The sequence below is a fragment of the uncultured Nostoc sp. genome (assembly GCF_937863485.1).
GTDB lineage: Bacteria > Cyanobacteriota > Cyanobacteriia > Cyanobacteriales > Nostocaceae > Nostoc.
On record NZ_CALMFY010000165.1, the window covers coordinates 80,348 to 97,536 of the forward strand.

At 43.0% G+C, this 17,189-nt stretch carries 18 protein-coding genes; 10 read left to right on the forward strand and 8 right to left on the reverse strand.

Annotation, left to right across the window (positions count from 1 at the left end; all coding sequences use genetic code 11):
• Positions 1-340: 340 nt before the first annotated feature.
• Positions 341-1,687: a glutamate-cysteine ligase family protein gene (locus Q0541_RS21835; RefSeq protein WP_298915229.1), complete on the reverse strand. Its 1,347-nt coding sequence runs from the start codon at positions 1,685-1,687 to the stop codon at positions 341-343.
• Positions 1,688-2,090: 403 nt separating this feature from the next.
• Between Q0541_RS21835 and Q0541_RS21840 the strand changes: the two genes are divergently transcribed.
• Both Q0541_RS21840 and Q0541_RS21845 read left to right on the forward strand, forming a co-directional pair.
• Positions 2,091-2,561, forward strand: a complete 471-nt coding sequence (locus tag Q0541_RS21840; protein WP_298915287.1) for a CRR6 family NdhI maturation factor — start codon at positions 2,091-2,093, stop codon at positions 2,559-2,561.
• A gap of 380 nt (positions 2,562-2,941) precedes the next feature.
• Positions 2,942-3,856 (forward strand): aromatic alcohol reductase, encoded by a 915-nt coding sequence (locus tag Q0541_RS21845; protein ID WP_298915231.1) that lies wholly within the window; start codon positions 2,942-2,944, stop codon positions 3,854-3,856.
• A gap of 425 nt (positions 3,857-4,281) precedes the next feature.
• Here the strand turns inward: Q0541_RS21845 and Q0541_RS21850 are convergent, their stop codons facing one another.
• Positions 4,282-5,241, reverse strand: coding sequence for a glycosyltransferase family 9 protein (locus tag Q0541_RS21850; protein ID WP_298915233.1), 960 nt, complete (start codon positions 5,239-5,241; stop codon positions 4,282-4,284).
• A gap of 69 nt (positions 5,242-5,310) precedes the next feature.
• Between Q0541_RS21850 and ispD the strand changes: the two genes are divergently transcribed.
• Entirely contained in the window at positions 5,311-5,994 is a 684-nt protein-coding gene (gene ispD, locus Q0541_RS21855) for a 2-C-methyl-D-erythritol 4-phosphate cytidylyltransferase (protein ID WP_298915236.1), read from the forward strand.
• A gap of 188 nt (positions 5,995-6,182) precedes the next feature.
• Entirely contained in the window at positions 6,183-6,725 is a 543-nt protein-coding gene (gene scpB, locus Q0541_RS21860) for an SMC-Scp complex subunit ScpB (protein ID WP_298915240.1), read from the forward strand.
• A 46-nt stretch (positions 6,726-6,771) separates the two neighbouring features.
• Here the strand turns inward: scpB and Q0541_RS21865 are convergent, their stop codons facing one another.
• Positions 6,772-6,966 (reverse strand): hypothetical protein, encoded by a 195-nt coding sequence (locus Q0541_RS21865; RefSeq protein WP_298915242.1) that lies wholly within the window; start codon positions 6,964-6,966, stop codon positions 6,772-6,774.
• 104 nt (positions 6,967-7,070) lie between these two features.
• Between Q0541_RS21865 and Q0541_RS21870 the strand changes: the two genes are divergently transcribed.
• Complete coding sequence (locus tag Q0541_RS21870) at positions 7,071-7,418, forward strand: DUF760 domain-containing protein (protein ID WP_273764562.1); 348 nt, start codon at positions 7,071-7,073, stop codon at positions 7,416-7,418.
• Between the two features lie 326 nt (positions 7,419-7,744).
• Here the strand turns inward: Q0541_RS21870 and Q0541_RS21875 are convergent, their stop codons facing one another.
• Positions 7,745-8,953, reverse strand: coding sequence for an HhoA/HhoB/HtrA family serine endopeptidase (locus Q0541_RS21875; protein ID WP_298915244.1), 1,209 nt, complete (start codon positions 8,951-8,953; stop codon positions 7,745-7,747).
• A 225-nt stretch (positions 8,954-9,178) separates the two neighbouring features.
• Here Q0541_RS21875 and Q0541_RS21880 point away from each other — a divergent pair, with 225 nt between their 5' ends.
• On the forward strand, positions 9,179-10,072 hold the full coding sequence (locus Q0541_RS21880) for a M23 family metallopeptidase (RefSeq protein WP_298915247.1): 894 nt from the start codon (positions 9,179-9,181) through the stop codon (positions 10,070-10,072).
• Positions 10,073-10,170: 98 nt separating this feature from the next.
• Here Q0541_RS21880 and Q0541_RS21885 read toward each other — a convergent pair whose 3' ends face one another.
• The 3 genes from Q0541_RS21885 to Q0541_RS21895 all read right to left on the reverse strand — a co-directional run bounded on the left by Q0541_RS21885 (position 10,171) and on the right by Q0541_RS21895 (position 11,769).
• Entirely contained in the window at positions 10,171-11,208 is a 1,038-nt protein-coding gene (locus Q0541_RS21885) for an isochorismatase (RefSeq protein WP_298915250.1), read from the reverse strand.
• Between the two features lie 61 nt (positions 11,209-11,269).
• Positions 11,270-11,554 (reverse strand): type II toxin-antitoxin system YoeB family toxin, encoded by a 285-nt coding sequence (locus tag Q0541_RS21890; RefSeq protein WP_298915253.1) that lies wholly within the window; start codon positions 11,552-11,554, stop codon positions 11,270-11,272.
• Positions 11,551-11,769: a hypothetical protein gene (locus Q0541_RS21895; RefSeq protein WP_118163017.1), complete on the reverse strand. Its 219-nt coding sequence runs from the start codon at positions 11,767-11,769 to the stop codon at positions 11,551-11,553. The genes Q0541_RS21890 and Q0541_RS21895 overlap by 4 nt, the downstream gene beginning before the upstream one ends.
• Positions 11,770-11,968: 199 nt before the next feature.
• Between Q0541_RS21895 and Q0541_RS21900 the strand changes: the two genes are divergently transcribed.
• From Q0541_RS21900 to ctpC, 3 genes are all read left to right on the forward strand, one after another.
• Positions 11,969-12,538 (forward strand): SMI1/KNR4 family protein, encoded by a 570-nt coding sequence (locus tag Q0541_RS21900; protein ID WP_298915264.1) that lies wholly within the window; start codon positions 11,969-11,971, stop codon positions 12,536-12,538.
• 256 nt (positions 12,539-12,794) lie between these two features.
• Complete coding sequence (gene ispG / locus Q0541_RS21905; protein WP_298915267.1) at positions 12,795-14,021, forward strand: (E)-4-hydroxy-3-methylbut-2-enyl-diphosphate synthase; 1,227 nt, start codon at positions 12,795-12,797, stop codon at positions 14,019-14,021.
• Between the two features lie 258 nt (positions 14,022-14,279).
• Entirely contained in the window at positions 14,280-15,563 is a 1,284-nt protein-coding gene (gene ctpC / locus Q0541_RS21910) for a carboxyl-terminal processing protease CtpC (RefSeq protein ID WP_298915270.1), read from the forward strand.
• A gap of 99 nt (positions 15,564-15,662) precedes the next feature.
• Here ctpC and Q0541_RS21915 read toward each other — a convergent pair whose 3' ends face one another.
• Entirely contained in the window at positions 15,663-15,848 is a 186-nt protein-coding gene (locus Q0541_RS21915; RefSeq protein WP_298915272.1) for a DDE transposase family protein, read from the reverse strand.
• 254 nt (positions 15,849-16,102) lie between these two features.
• On the opposite strand from Q0541_RS21915, the gene Q0541_RS21920 reads away from it, so the two are divergent.
• Entirely contained in the window at positions 16,103-16,615 is a 513-nt protein-coding gene (locus Q0541_RS21920; RefSeq protein WP_298915275.1) for a DUF6174 domain-containing protein, read from the forward strand.
• Positions 16,616-17,189 lie beyond the last annotated feature (574 nt).

Below are 17,189 nucleotides of genomic sequence, written 5' to 3' on the forward strand. Positions count from 1 at the left end.
TTTTTACCTGTACTTGTGTTTTGGCTTTTGATGCTGCGGAAGTAACAGGTGGCGATAATGATTTTTTTGGTTGTTGACGGCTACTTTGTTAAACCTTTATCTAAAACAAACTCATTACAACTTTAACTTAAAATTGCTATAAATGTCCACCTTGGGACAGGCGTTGCCTTTTCCAAGTAGGCTAATTCTAATCACATACTATGTTGATGGTGTAGCAATTTCTATTTAAATATAAGTAATTATTGTAATATAATCATTGTAAGGGTGTAAGAGGTAGTTGTAACGGCAACTACCTCTTACACCCTCAAGTATTTATGAAAAACTTTGCACTCTGTTTCGATTAATGCTGCTGTAGTAACAATCCTTCATCAGCATCCAACGCTGCTAAGGGATTTTCTGTGTCTATCCATGAAACTTGTGCCTCTAGCTTGTCACAACATTCACGCACTAAACGCAAACCGTCATCTAATGGAAGTTGAGCAGTTGTTGGGGTAAACTCTTGCAATATTCCAGCTTCTATCGTCTGATAGTGATCGAGGTGTTTGCTCAATTTCGCCAGAAAATTTGCTCCTTCGCCACCCGCAGCGCTCGCAAACTGCAAAATTGAATCGACATAAGCCTTAACTTTGGGGTTTTTAACTCCCTCTGTAGCTGAAGTATAGAGCAATTCACCTGATAGATATTCAAAATCTGGTACATATAGGCGATCGCCAACTACTTCAAATATCTGCATTTCTTTCGCTGGTCTAACTGTTAATTTCTCACGCCTGACTCGATCAGCCGCCTTTTCAAGCAGTGTAATTACAGCTAAAATTACTGAAGGATAGTTACTATCTATACATCTGATTTCCACTGTGCCAAGATTGTTGAGTCTAACTGGATTCCAAGATGACTTGAGTAAGCTGACTCCTGCTTCTTTGAACAGGTTCGGTTCAATTCCAGCTTTTTCCATCGCTTGCAACCAAGTATAATAACGAGCAAATTGCTGTTCAACTAAACCCTCCACACTCAATGCATAAGGCATGAGTCCGCCGACTGGCTGTAAATCAGTGTAAACTCCTTCCCAGCCAAAGGTTTCACTACCTCGATAACGAGTTGTGTGCGCGGCTAATCCGATCGCCTGTCCTTCATAAAAGGGACACGCCCGCGTCAGAGAAATGAGTGCTGAGTCGCAAGCTGTAGCTAAATTATAGATATTTAGTAGTTCTTCTCGCTCTTTCGATGTCGAGTTGTAGGATACTGCAACATCAGGGTCAATTACCCCAGGCGGGACTTCCAAATGCAGGTGTGTACCTGTACATTTGCCGGCGTGTAAAAATTTCTCATAGCCGACAGTCCGCGCTTGGATATGGTAATTAGGCTGATCGCGCATAACTGGTGTAATGTGCAAAGGGTAGCTAGACAGAGGGTAAAGGCGTAAACCCATCTGTTGCACCACAGAAAGCGCCAATTTGAGATTTTTGAGATAAACTCTTGCTAGTTCTGTACCAGTGTCGGCAGGAGGTGTGTTAATTTCTACCATGCTTTTGACGAATTCTGGCACAAAGTACTTTGGGTTTAAACCTTGTGTTTCCGCCATTAAGTGACAAGCTTCCAAAAACTCATCGGCGCGCTCACTCAGATAACCAGTCTCATCTACCAGAAAAAATTCTTGCTCAAGACCAATACGACGCTTTAATACATTCATCTAGACCTCCACAAGAGCATAATATTTTACCTGCTGTCATCACGGATCATAAAGTGTTTTTACCTCTTCTAATTCCCCGTCTATACATCCCAATTCGGATTTTGAAAGCTAAATCTCCTAAACCACCCAAGGTGCTAACAGTTTAGTTGGGCGCTTGGTTCCTGTCGCTCGTCTTGAAGGCTACCTAGAACATCGAAGCAAAACACCAACTGGTATCCAGGTCTTGTAAGGGTAAGCCAAAATCGAGAAGCATCCCCAGCGAGGCAATTATGCACAGCCAAAGCGTTGAGACTGCCAACTTTGGTTTGTGCAATTAAAGGTCAATCTAGCGTCAATCCCTGAAAGCTGCTACTGTAGATTGTCGATCCTACAGTTGAGCATCAAGAAAGTGGCTGCTGAATCAATGACAATCGCGATCGCACTCAATAATGACTTCATTAACAATCTGGATCTGTCGCCTGCGTCAACGGTGATTGAACAACTGCTGCAAGCTGGGGTAGCATCCCATGAACAGCAGCTATGTTTTGATATCAAATACGATCTCGAACCTGGCGATCCACGGGAACTCTCAGAAATTCCAGAGGTGCGGCTGTGGTTTGTGCGCCTAGATGCGAAATACCCCTGGTTAGCATTTTTACTAGATTGGAAAGCTGGAGAGTTTGTTCGGTATGCTGCCATGCTTGTACCACACCAGTTCAGTTCTCAAGAAGGCATTCAGTACAATCCTGAAGCCTTAGAAATATTTTTGATGCATAAAATCTTTATTTTAGGTGATTGGCTCAAACAACAGGGCATCCCCAGCCTATCGCGGCTGAAGTCTATGGCCCAAATGCTGGGTTATGAATTAGATGATGCTTTTTTTGAGATATTTTAAATCGCTAAATCGTTAAGTACAGCATTTCATTAATTCGTAGCGAATTAAATTTAGCAATATTCTGCAATACCAATGCGTTGGCTTGCTTTGTTAATGCGTTGGCTTGCTTTGTTAATGCGTCGGCTTGCTTTGTTAATGCGTCGGCTTACATTGTTAATGCGTCGGCTTACATTGTTAATGCGTCGGCTTACATTGTTAATGCGTTGGCTTGCTTTGTTAATGCATCTCCATACAATGCCAATGTATTCCCTTAAAATGTTAATGCGTTCTCCTGCATTAAAAACGCTACGTTTTTACGCAAAACTGTACTAAGTGCAACGACTACTGTATTTAAATCGTGGATTGCTTGAGATAAAACGTTACCCTCGTATTCATTAATCATGACCTCCATCCTCGTCCTCGGCGCAGGCGAACTTGGCCTCTCTATGCTGCACAATCTCGCACGACTCGCCCCAACAGACACAACCATCACCGTTCTCCTCCGCCAAAGCACAATAAACTTTCCCAGCACACCGACAAAGCAGACCGAATTAGACAAACTGAAAGCTCTTGGCATCAGGTTTCTCCCTGGAGATATTGTTAACAGCTCTAGTTCCGACCTATCTGCCCTTTTCAGACCCTATCATACTGTCATTAGTTGTGTGGGCTTTGTAGCTGGAAGTAGTATCCAACTGAAAATCGCTTATGCAGTCCTAAATGCGGGCGTGGCGAGGTATTTACCGTGGCAATTTGGGGTGGATTATGATGTTATTGGCCGAGGTTCAGCCCAAGATTTATTCGACGTGCAATTAGACGTAAGAGATTTATTGCGAGGCCAAAGCAAAACGGAATGGGTGATAGTGTCTACGGGGATGTTTACGAGTTTTCTCTTTGAGAGATTCTTTGGGGTTGTTGATTTAGATGAATCCGTTGTACGAGCGCTAGGAAGCTGGGAGACGGCTGTAACGGTGACAACACCGGAGGATATTGGGACACTGACAGCGGAAATTGTCTTTATGGAGAATCCGAGGTTCAGGAATGAGGTAGTGTTTACGGCTGGGGATACAGTGACGTATGGGCGGGTGGCGGATATTGTGGAGAGCCTTCTGGGTAGGGAGGTGAGGAGGGAAAAGTGGAGTGTGGAGTTTTTAAAGAGGGAGTTGGCGAAAGATCCAGAGAATTCGCTTAAGAAGTATAGGGTCGTGTTTGCAGAAGGGAGGGGTGTGAGTTGGGATTTGGAGAAAAGCTTTAATTGGAAAAATGGGAAGGAGGTTGTGGATGTTGAGAGGTGGTTAAGGGAGAATTTGAAGAGATGAGTGCATGATTACGGTCAATTCCACTGTCCGAAATACGGAGACAGTCAAAAACCTGGGAGCCTCTTGAAGAAATGATTATTACTTTTAGTCATAAACTTATTATCTTATTTACCTTATATTCGATTACTAGTATTGGCACAGTCAACTTTGATTTGATAAGTTCGTAGTTTGCGCTGTCTTCGCTAAAACGCAAACTACGAACAATCCTTAACCATCAATTATTTCTTTACAAACTACTAATGGCACATGGATTTAGTCCTCTCCAGCATAAATGCAGAGAAAAATCTAGTTTTCTAGCGTATTTTTTAATACTGAATGACCGCAAAATCTAGCCGTCATGTCCAGGTTTTGCGGTCATTTAATAAACGCATAACTACATTGGATATCCAATAGACTGATTGCAGAAATTGGGACAAACTGCTGGTTTAGCCACCCAAAATTTTCTCCAAAACTGCGTTTGGTGAAACATCCGCCGTTTTTCCCGTTGGGGATTCAATGGCCAGGAATTTATCGTTTTTCGGCAACAACTTAGCTGGATCGCTGGGGCCAAATAGGGCGATAGTATAGGTTTGGACTGCAACGCTCAGTTGTAGTGCCGCACTATCAGTAGACAACATCAAATTAGCCCCGGCGATTATAGCAGTTAACTTGCCAATATCATCTGGGGCAGTCACCTTGATATCTGGAGAAGACTCCAGAAGCGATCGCATAAACTGCTGATCATCAAGTCCCTTAATAACCACCACAGGCAGATCCGGCTGCTTATGTTGGAAGGCTTGAATAATTTGATGCCACTTCTCGACAGGGTAGATTTTATCCGGTTCTTTAGCCTGGGATAACTGGCCAGAACCGCCATGAATCAAGATATACCCTGTTTCATGCACCCCTAAGCGTTTTTGTTCCTTTTGTGCCCACTCAATATCTGGTTTTGGCACATTTACTGCTAACTCTGGGACAGGGCTATTTATTTCCAATGGTTGGAGCAAATCATGATAAACTGCCGCCGCATACTGGGATGGTTTGAATGGCACAGTGTGGCTCAGAAAAACCGAACCTTTGCCTTGGTAGCCAATGCGTATGGGAATTCCTGTCAACCAGAGCAAAAGACCCAGCAACCAACTTTGCTTCACAGCAATGACAACATCGTATTCGCGATCGCGAATTACACCTACTAAGTTACCCCAATCTGCCAGACTGTTACGGTCTTGAAAATCAAAGTTCAGCACCTCGTGAACTGACTTGCTCACTCGGTAGGCAGCCTTTGACCGCGGTTCAACAACGACATCTATCTGAGCATTAGGGTAATGGCGCTTCAGGTCATCTAGAGTCGGAAAGAAGAGAATTTGGTCGCCAATTCCGCCTGGTACAAGGGCTACTACTCGCATAATATTTATTGACGCTTACTCGCTCCCTATTTTAGGGGAAAATATATAGCTTAAAGATTGAGGAATTCTGTGTATTTACTAATTCCAGCTGCGGGAATCGGAAAAAGAATGGGGAGTAACCGCAATAAACTCCTACTGAAACTGCGATCGCAACCAATTATTGCTTGGACTCTATTAGCCGCAGAAGCCGCAAGTACAATTAATTGGATCGGAATTATTTACCAGCCTGCTGATTGGTCTGACTTGAAAGCAATTATCGCCGATCTCAAGCTGACTAAACCAGTGGAATTGATTCAAGGTGGCTCCACCCGTCAAGAATCTGTTTACAATGGCTTGCAGTCCCTCCCAGTAGCCGCAGAACAAGTATTGATTCATGATGGGGCCAGATGCCTTGTCACTTCAGATTTATTTAACTCTTGTGCCGAGGCGATTCGCCACTGTCCCGGTTTAATTGCTGGTGTACCCGTCAAAGACACCATCAAAGTTGTTGATCAACAAGGCATAATTCAAGAAACACCCGATAGACGACAATTGTGGGCGGCACAAACTCCCCAAGGATTTGATGTCAAGTTGTTGAAACAGTGCCATGCTGAAGGTGTCCGTCAAGGTTGGGAAGTAACTGACGATGCCGCTTTGTTTGAAAGGTGCGGTATTGAAGTCCGAATTGTCGAGGGAGAGGAGACAAATTTAAAAGTGACCACTCGACAAGATTTAGCGATCGCAGAATTTATTCTTACAAGTAGAGGCTTTTGATGAAAATGAACAGGTAGAGGGGAAACTTTCTCTAGGTTTTTTCCCATGCCCCATGCCCAATTTGAGAGTTTCAACAATAATTTTGAAAATTTAGGATATAATGCCACACACTTGTTGATTGTTAGTTGTCATCTGCTAATGACTAGTAACTAATAACTAGTAACTAATGACCAATGACTGATGATTAAATGATTACAGCCACAGCGACGAAGATAGAAGCAATTCTCTATTTAAAGGGTAAACCCTTGTCGCTCGGCGAAATCGCCGAGTATGCCGCGTGCGATCGCGCCACTGTCAAAGAAGGCATAATTGAACTAATGGACAACTATGCCCACCGAGATAGCGCTTTAGAAGTAATAGAAACCCCAGATGGTTACAGTTTGCAACTACGGTCTGATTTTCATGATTTAGTGCAAACGATGATACCAGTAGAATTGGGAGTAGGGGCATTGCGGACTTTGGCAGCGATCGCCCTCAATAGTCCCATCCTCCAGAGCGACTTGATTAACCTGCGCGGTTCAGGAGTATATCAGCACGTTCCAGAACTCGTCGAACTTGGTTTCATCCGAAAGCGCCGAGACAGCGATTCTCGCTCCTACTCGCTCCAAGTAACGCCGAAATTTCACCAGTATTTCCAAATCGAACAACTCCCGCAAATACTTTCCACCAGCCAGAAGGAAGAACAACTAGAACTAGAACTAGAACTGAAGGGAGTAGAAAGTGGGGAGTAAGAATTTTAGATTTTAGATTTTGGATTTTAGATTAAAGAATTGAAATTTAATCCAAAAGACGCTCTCTAAGAGTTGCCATGCCGCAGGCTTTACGCTGCGCTATCGTCAATTCCATTATCCAAAATTGAATTGCCCAATGCCCAATGACGCCAGTTGCTTCTCCTGTCGGAGACGCTGCGCCAAGCTTGCTTCCCCGTAGGGGTACAACGGAGGGAACCTCTGCAACGCACTGGCTCCCCAATGCCCTCTGCCCTCTGCTTTTAAAGGCTTATACCCGTAGTGAATGCACTACCCTTGTACAATGGTTTAAAGTAGAGTTAGCAATTAAGCTAAATAAAACTGCCAATGGTGTTTAATCCTGACTTTTTGAATGACAACTCTGAGGAACACCCTAATCAACTTCTTTCCGACCACTCTGAGGAATACCCCAATCAGTTACTCAAATATCTACAGCATCAGTCTCCTGATGTTTTAGCGAGGATTGCTCAGTCCGCCAGCCCCGAAATTAAACAAATCATCTCCCAAAATGTCCAAGGGCTAGTGGGAATGCTCCCTGTAGAAAATTTCAACGTGCAAATCACTACAGATCGGGAGAATTTAGCTGGGCTTTTAGCGTCGGCCATGATGACAGGGTATTTTCTGCGCCAGATGGAACAAAGAATGCAGTTAGAGCATTTGTCTAATGGTCAATAATCAATAGTCAGTAGTCAAATATTCTGAGACTATTGACCAAATAATTACTAATTCGTAATTCGTAATTAAGAGGGTACACAGCTACCACCAAAATCTCTAATTTGGTGGTCTACAACACAGTGAGGGTGCAGAGCAAGCACTGATCAAAACTACGAATTACGAAAGCATTGCGGTAGCAATAGCGCAGCGTAAAGCCTTCTCTTCTCCTAAGGCGAGACGCTGTTGACGTTCGCCAACGGCATGGCAACTCTTAGAGACGCCGTTCGCTTAGAGCGAGTAATTGAGCGTCGGAACGAGCGTTAGTTATCAATTACGAATTACCTTGACTACTTCCTTTCAGGATAAGCACCTGATTGCACTTTAAAGGTTTGAATTTTACCGCTGCGGTTGACTTCGATCACTAAAATGTCCCCAACTTTGCTGGCCTCTACCAACTTCTGAACTTGGGCTGAGGTTTTGACTGGTTTACCGTTAACTTTTTGAATCACGTCTCCAGGAAACAGTCCTCCGCGCTTGGCTGGGGAATCGTCTGTGACTCCTCTAATCACAATTCCAGCGTCCTGCTGAATGTTCAATTGATTTTCTTGATTAATCTGCTGTTTTTTGATCGGAGAAAGGTCTGCCATTTCAATACCCAAGAAGGGATGTTCCACACGCCCTTTGGTAAAAAGTTCATTGGCGATGCGGGCGGCGGTTTCAATGGGGATAGCGAAACCGAGTCCTTGAGCATCAGCGCGGATGGCAGTGTTAACACCAATCACTTCGCCTTGGGCGTTTAACAAGGGGCCACCAGAATTACCAGGGTTAATTGCGGCATCAGTTTGGATAAAGCTGACTCGCTTATCTGGGATACCTACCTGAGTGCTGGTGCGATCTGTAGCGCTGATGATGCCAATAGTGACAGTATTATCTAAACCTAGAGGATTGCCAATAGCGATCGCCCATTCTCCTGGTATTAAGTTTTGCGAATTGCCCAGCTTCACTGTCGGTAAATGATTCGCTTTTATTTTCACCACTGCGACATCTGTCACAGGATCAACTCCTACCACCTTCCCCTCTAGACTCCGACCATCTTTGAGGGTTACTAGTACTGTATCTGTATCTGCTACCACATGAGCGTTGGTGAGTAATTCTCCATCTTCGCTCAAAATAAATCCCGATCCTGTACCGCGCTCAATACGCTCTTGAGGAATTGGTTGCTCATCCTCTCCAAAGAATCGCCGCAAGAGGGGATTTTTCAAAGCGTCAGAGATCGGATTGGCTACTTTGCGGGTGGCATTAATTCGCACCACAGCCGGGCCAACTTTTTGTACTGCCGTCGCAATAAAATTCACATTCTCGCCTCCAGTAGCCCCAATAGCTGCATTAGGAGAATTTGGAACTATGGATTCTGGAGGCAAAGCCATTGTCACATTTCTTAACTGTTGGAACGAGGGATTTTGTAGCAAGAGATAACGACTCCCAAACAAACCTGCACCACAGCCGAACACCAGTAAAAATACATAAACGCCCAGTTGCTTTAAAGATAACTTCATAATCATTCTGCTTAAGGACAGCAATGCAGTTGCTAATTTCTAAGTGTAGTCAAGCTAACGGCAAGTGGACAGATCAATTTATAAGGAATTGGGCATAGAGCATTAGTTATTCTCCCTGTCTGTATTGTCCTCCTCATCTCCCCCTGCTTCCCCTGCTCCTTCATCTCCCCCCTCCCCACTCTTCCCATCTAAAATCTAAAGTTAATGCGCTCCTGACCTGTATACATGACTTTACCCTTTCGTCAACTGTTTCTCTGTAGCTTAGTTAGCGCCTTGGGCCTAGTATCCATAGTGCCAAACACTAACAGTGCTAATGCTGCTGTAGGTGGTTGCCCAACTCCAGCCCTATCTCGCTTCCAACGCCATAAAGTTGTTCGTGGCGAAACTTTGGCGAGCATAGCGCAGCGCTACAATCTCATTCCCACAACTATTATCGGCATGAATCCAGCTTTGCAGAACGGTGCGATTGCAGTCGTTGGTAGTGTACTTCAAATTCCTCCCTACAATGGGGTTGTAGTCGAAGTGCCTCGCGGTGAAACTTGGCGACAAGTGGCGGCAAAATACAAAGTTCGTGCTGATAGCCTTTTTGAAGTGAATGGTTGCCAAGAAGACCCCAGAATTGTGTTTGTTCCGGGGGTAAATTGGTCGCCCAATGGTGTTGTAACTAAGTCCCCTTTACCTACTGATACAGGAACGCCAAACCGTGCATCTCTGTCTGGATATCCTTTGGCACAAGTGGCAACTGTAGCATTAGCTTATGGCTGGCAAATTAATCCTGCGACAGGTCAAGTTTTCTTTCATAGTGGTGTTGACTTATTAGCAGCAATGGGTACTAATGTGCTGGCGATCGCTCCTGGAACCGTAGCCTTTGCTAATGATCAAGGTACTTATGGCAAGTTGGTTATTATTAACCACAGTGGCGGACTCCAAAGCCGCTATGCCCAGCTTGACAGTATCAAAGTTACTGTCGGTCAGCAAGTGAAAAAAGGAGACTTACTGGGAACAGTAGGCACTAGTGGACAACCAAGTTCCAGCCAACCGCATCTCCATTTTGAAGTGCGTTCTAGCTCATCTTTGGGTTGGGTAGCAGAAGATCCAAAGGGTTATTTGAAGAAATAAGGTTCGTTTTGAAACGCATAGGCGCTTCGCCTTCTTGCAGGGTAGGAACGCAGAAGAAATCTCTGTGTTCCTCTACCGAACCTTTACGAGCCTTTGCATTAAAAAAAGGATGCTATATTTTCGCTAGATTTTACGATGTGCATTCCTGCCTCTGCAAACCTTGCAAATGCTGCATCTGCCTGTTCTGTGTAGTCCACAATACCGGGAACAACAACAGGAGAAGTGCAATCTTCTAAGAGATAGATTTTTTGAGCAAGGCTAGCATCTACCTGTTTAATTTCTGTTAATAAATCGTCAATTGTCCAGGCGACGCAATGACTTTTGGCTTGACCACCAATAATTACTGCATCAAATTCTAAAAGTTGCTTAATCAGTTGCGTGTTCTTTTGAGCAAGTGGACGCTGCTCAAAATCTTCTAACACTTCTGGGCGTAAGATGGAATAGTTTTCTGTTAAGGGATTTTCACCTTTGATTTCAAATTGCGTCTGACTTTGACGAGCAATGCCGTGGAAAAATATCGCTTCTTCTACCGATGAGACTAAAGCATGACCGATACCGCCCAACATAGAATGATAAGGCCAAACAGTGAGCGGATATTTCCCATCTTGACTTAGTTGTTTAAGGTAATGGTAAGCGTGTTTTTCTAATAATTTATAATTCCCATTTGTAACACTGTTAGCAACTGCTGGGTTAACTTTCCAGATACCTTGTTGAATATCTGCTGGTGTGATGCTAGTTGCTGCTGGGGTGGGATGTTCTCCGGCGGCGTTCACCCAAAAGATGGGATGAAAAATTTGTGTTGCTGTGTGGGTGTCTAAGGTGGGTACAATTTTGGTAATTACTCCCAAGTTGCGATAAATAAACTCACATAATCTGACATTATCATCCACCGCCCCATTCCCAAATTTTCCACCTACAAATAATTCAAAGCCGGGGATGCAGAAGGTATTTTGGACATCAATTAATAGTAAGCAAATGCGAGTTTTATCTAAAGATGCAGGTTTGATATCATGTTGTTTTGCCCAGATTTCAGCTTCGGCGGCACGTTCTTGGTAAGGTACACGCCAGACTTCGCCCACTTCTTCAGGGTTAAAGTGTGGGGGAATTGGTAGTTGGGTTGTTGTTTGGGTGTTCATTTAAAATCTGTACTTATTTTTTAATTATTAGGCTTGCCTTATTTAAAAATAATGAATGAATTTAGTAAACGTCATCATGAGAACCTAAAGTTAGCAACAAAATTTCTTCCTCTCGTGATTCAGGATTTGTAACAAATTTAAATAAAATTCGATTACGATAATCAATTGAGCATGAGTATCTACCCGATGAATCACCTTTTAACTTGTGACTACGTAAACTGAGTTGATATGGGTCTTCAGCGATTTGTTGTAATATTTGCTCAATTTGAGAACGTAATTCTGGATTTTTCTTGACTAGACGCTTAAAAGCACGAACAAAAGTCGGACTCCAAACCAAATTGTTCACTCGTCTAACTCCGCCATCAAATCTGCAACTGAACCACGCCGGACATTGCCTTGAGCATAATCACTTTCTGCTTGCGCGATTTCTTTTAATAAGTCATCCCGTCGCTGTTGTTTGAGGCGCTTTTGGATAATATCTACAAGAATAGCCTGAGCTTCTGGATCTAACGCTTCTACTGCTTCTATGGCTTTCTGGAATGTAGATGTTTTTTCTAGCATGGGCGTCAAAGAATTTGGTGATAAGTCTAATTTAGCTGGTAATGTATGTAATCTGTTTACTAAATAGTATATTTGTATTATGAAATAAATTTAGTGATCGCTCTCATCCAAACTTCGCAACATCACCAACCGTCGATCTAATCACTCATCTGTAAACCAACCATAAGACAAAATATTTATATTCAAGGCAGCTACAAGTATGCAGGAAATTTGGACAAGAATAGAATTCTGGCTCAAAGCTAATGCTCCACAAGTTCTTGATACATTGAACCCTGGAGCATCAGAAAGTCAGATCGAGGCAGTAGAAGACGCTCTGCTGATACAGTTTCCTGATGATGTCAAGAGTTCTTACCGTATCCATAATGGACAATCAGGCTACAATTATGGGCTGATTAATGGACGAGAATTTCTATCTCTTGAACGTATTCAAGATGAATGGCAAGTTTGGAAGGAACTTCTAGACGCAGGTAATTTCGATGGTTGTGAAAGTCAGCCAGAACCAGGAATAGGAATTTGTACAGATTGGTGGAGTCCGTTATGGATACCACTAACCTATGACGGTGATGGCAATCACGATTGTCTAGACTTAGCTCCTGCTAAAGGTGGCAAAGTTGGACAAATTATTCAGATGTGGCATGACAACGATATTCGAGAACTCGTCGCTTCAAGTTTTCAGAACTGGCTAGAGGAATATGCCACTGGTTTAGAATCTGGCCAATATGTTTTCTCCCATAAATACGGACGTATAGTCAAAGCGGATGATATCTGATGTCTGTAAATCTAGAGCAACGCAACTTAGGCGGGTTAAAGCGATCGCTACTCAAACTACTCAGTTAAAAGGATTTTTAAGCAATATATTATTAAAAATGAGCAAAACCTCTGAATAGCTCATTATTTCTTCTGCTGTCTCATTCTCCATTTTTTTTCGACTTAATTGCCCAAAAAAGCCCTAGCTGTGGCAATCTGGGAAACAGAGACTTATCAAACCTGATATTTTAGCTACAGCAAATTTACCTGATAGGGTTATGCAAACTCTACCGACTCTTACAACTTCCAATACCACAGTAGATCAACCCACTTTTGATACAACTATCAAGCGGCGTAAAACCCGTCCTGTAAAGGTGGGAAATGTCACCATTGGCGGCGGCTACCCTGTAGTGGTGCAGTCAATGATTAACGAAGACACTCTTGATATTGATGGTTCCGTGGCTGCTATTCGTCGTCTGCACGAAATTGGCTGCGAAATTGTCCGTGTCACAGTTCCGAGTATGGCTCATGCTAAAGCTTTAGCAGAAATTAAACAAAAATTAATTAAAACTTACCAAGATATACCAGTTGTGGCAGATGTCCATCACAATGGGCTGAAAATCGCTCTGGAAGTCTCCAAGCACATAGAGAAAGTACGGATTAATCCGGGCTTGTATGTGTTTGAAAAGCCAAACCTTAATCGAACTGAGTATACTAAAACCGAATTTGACGAAATTGGCGATAAAATCCGCGAAACCTTAGAACCTCTGGTAGTTTCGTTACGGGATCAAGGTAAATCGATGCGAATTGGGGTAAATCACGGTTCCCTCGCTGAAAGGATGCTATTTACCTACGGTGACACCCCAGAAGGCATGGTGGAATCTGCAATAGAATTTATCCGCATCTGTGAATCTTTGGATTTTCGCAACTTGGTAATTTCCATGAAAGCCTCACGAGTACCAGTGATGCTAGCCGCCTATCGCCTTATGGCCAAGCGCATGGATCAACTGGGTATGGATTATCCGCTACATTTAGGCGTTACAGAAGCCGGTGATGGCGAATACGGACGAATTAAATCCACGGCTGGTATTGCTACCTTACTTGCTGATGGCATTGGCGATACAATTCGCGTCTCACTTACAGAAGCACCAGAAAAAGAAATTCCTGTCTGCTACAGCATTCTCCAAGCTTTGGGATTGCGAAAAACGATGGTGGAATACGTCGCTTGTCCTTCCTGTGGACGCACTTTGTTTAACCTAGAGGAAGTGCTGCACAAAGTCCGGGAAGCCACTAAACACCTGACTGGATTAGATGTGGCAGTTATGGGTTGCATTGTCAATGGCCCCGGAGAAATGGCAGATGCTGACTATGGCTATGTTGGCAAAACACCTGGTTATATTTCTTTGTATCGTGGCCGAGAAGAAATTAAAAAAGTCTCAGAAGATAAAGGTGTAGAGGAATTAATTAACCTAATTAAAGCAGATGATCGCTGGGTAGAACCGTAAGGTAACTGGGGACTGGGGAAGAAACAGGAGAGCAGAGAGTAAAGAGGTAATTTTCATTCTCCCCCTTGCCCCCAGCAAGAACTGACCCTTTGCCTTTTGTATCCCAGTCCCAAAAATTTTGTATCTTTAAACTACCAAGGTCACCGGATTGTCAAGTATTTTGTTGAAATTAGGAATACATCCTCCATCTGTACAGTGGTAGCCTGTGTTAGATTGAGCATACTGACTATATATTTTCCCTCTGACGCAGCTGTCATTATGGTGATTACAAAAAGTAGGCTTGTTTTGGGTGCTACGGTAGTGACACTCTCCACGATCGCTGTTACTAGCCTTGGCATTCACTCGCGAGGTCAGGCTTTATTTAAAGCAAGTCCTAAAGAATTGGTAGATGAAGTTTGGCAAATTGTTCAGCGCCAATATGTAGACGGTACTTTTAATCAGGTAGATTGGCAGGCTGTTCGTAAGGAGTACTTGAGCAAGTCCTACAGTAATCCGCAGGAAGCGTATAAATCGATTCGGGAAATGCTGAAAAAGCTAGAAGACCCCTACACCCGATTTATGAATCCAGAGGAATTCAAGAGTATGCAAGTGGAGACCTCTGGAAAACTCACAGGGATTGGGATCACAATCAGTCAGGATGAAAAAACGAAGCAACTGGTTGTAATTGCGCCAATCGAAGATACACCAGCCTTTAAAGCTGGTATTTTGGCAAAAGATGTCATCCTCAAAATCGACGGCAAAAATACCAAGGGGATGGATATTAATCAGGCAGTATCCCTGATTCGAGGTGCAGCAGGAACGCAAGTCAGCCTAACGATTCAGCGCGACACTCAGACAAAAGAATTTGACATCAAGCGGGCGGACATTGAAATCCATTCAGTTAAGTATTCCCAAAAGAAAACTCCAGCAGGTAACCTTGGGTACATTCGCTTGAATCAGTTCAGCGCTAATGCTGGTCAAGAAATGCAAATCGCTATCAAAGATTTAGAAAGCAAGCAGGTAGCTGGATATATTCTGGATCTGCGTGGTAATCCAGGTGGCTTACTCTTCTCCAGTGTAGACATTGCCCGAATGTGGATAGATAAAGGTAAGATAGTCTCCACCGTTGAACGCCAAGGAGAGGCATCAAAAGAAGAGGCAAATGGACGCGCCTTGACGAATAAACCGTTGGTGGTTCTGGTAGATAAAGGTTCAGCTAGTGCAAGTGAAATCCTCTCAGGGGCTTTGCAGGACAACAAGCGTGCTACTTTGGTTGGTACTCAAACCTTTGGTAAGGGACTAGTGCAATCGGTGCGTCCCTTGGAAGATGGCTCAGGATTAGCGGTAACAATTGCTCATTACTATACCCCCAACGGTACAGATATTAATCATAAAGGTATTGCTCCAGATGTGAAGGTAGATTTGACCAAACAGCAGATGGAGGAGTTATGGCTCCATGAACGTGACAAACTCGCTACCTTAGCAGATCCCCAATTCGCTAAAGCAGTGGAAGTGATAGGTAAAAAAATTGCTGCTAAGAGCACAGCTTCAGCAGAAAAATGAAGAGTTAGGAATAAAGTTAGGAGTCAATTGTGAGGAGTTAGGAATAAAAACCATGATTGTCAACTCATAACTTCTAACTCCAAACTCCTAACTTTTAACTTAAACTGGTTGGCACTTCCCAGCCCTAATAAGTCCGACACGCCGAGCGATCGCTTCTTCTTGCGAACTAAAAGGCCCCCACTGTTCTATAATCTCTAGATTATCGTCGCCAAGTTTATCGCTGGGGAGGATTTCGCAATTACCAACAGAACGTTTGACAATATACCAAGTTTGTGAATCATTCATACTTGAAATAAAAACTTTGTTTTTTACAGTAAAAATTCTAAGGCATGCAAAAAATATTCTCCCGTGTATGCGATTGTGTCGGATCTGATTTAGCTATAGACTACACTTACAACCAGTTCCTTACAACCAGAAATTTGCTATTTGCCCTTGGCTACCCACTAAAGAATTTTAATAAAAATATAAAGTGTACTTAAATAAGTAGATCAATTAATATATAATACATATGTAATACTTGTTAAATTCAATTGATTGATATGCGTTTACCTATCATTATCAGTGCGGGGTTATTACTATCTTTCGGACTGAACCTACCAGTAATGTCCAAATCTCCCATAGAGATAGCACAAGTACAATCGCCAGCGAGTAATAACTGGAATTTAAAGCGATTAGAAAAGCGATTAGAATTCAATCGCAGTTTCTGGAATCGGCGAAATATTTCCAACTATGAATATACATTGAGCAATAGTTGCTTTTGTATAGCCGACGCTAGGGGACCAGTAGTCATTAAAGTACGTAATGGTCAAACAATTTCCATTACTTCTGTAGCTACGGGTAAACCAGTTAATCCAGAATTTTTTCAAAACTACAACACAATTCCTAAGCTGTTTGATGTGATTCAAGATGCGATCAACCGTAAAGCCTTCAGCCTGAATGTGCGGTACAATCCTCAATACGGCTTTCCAACCCAAATTGATATCGATTACAACAGTCAGATAGCTGATGAAGAAAAATATCTCACAATTGAGAATTTTAAGGTAATTAAATAGCCGCCGCTGCAACCAAAAAATTAGATATTAAGGCAATAGGTATGCTTACCTACATCATTAGACCTCTTGCATAAATGCTTAAATTGTCATATCGAGCGTAGTTAAACAGAGTAGTGAGATTTTTCTCTCCACTGCGTTCCGCTCAAAATGACACTCCTGATTTTTTGACTTTTGCAAGAGGTCTATTGACTGCTGGCGTTCAAGTTTCTATGGGGAGCATCCCAATGAAGGCTACTTTAACTCTCTTCCCCCAGCCTTTCTCCCAAACGTGGGAGAGGGGAGAAATTGCTCTTCTCCCAAGCATGGGAGAAGGGGTTAGGGGATGAGGGCTATCAAGATTTTTGCACATTTGGGATGCTCCCTTTCTATGTGCTGCTGTGCGAATGTCTCAGAGTTAAAAGCAATGTCAGGGACAGTACTCCTATTCGGGAATAACTAGTAATAAAAATACAAGCCGAGATCCAACATATATCAAATGAACTATCTAATTTTTTGAGACAGGTATTGAAAGTAGAACATCTATAGCAATCCGATTTGATTGCGTGAAAAAATCTAAGTATATGTAGGGGAGCCA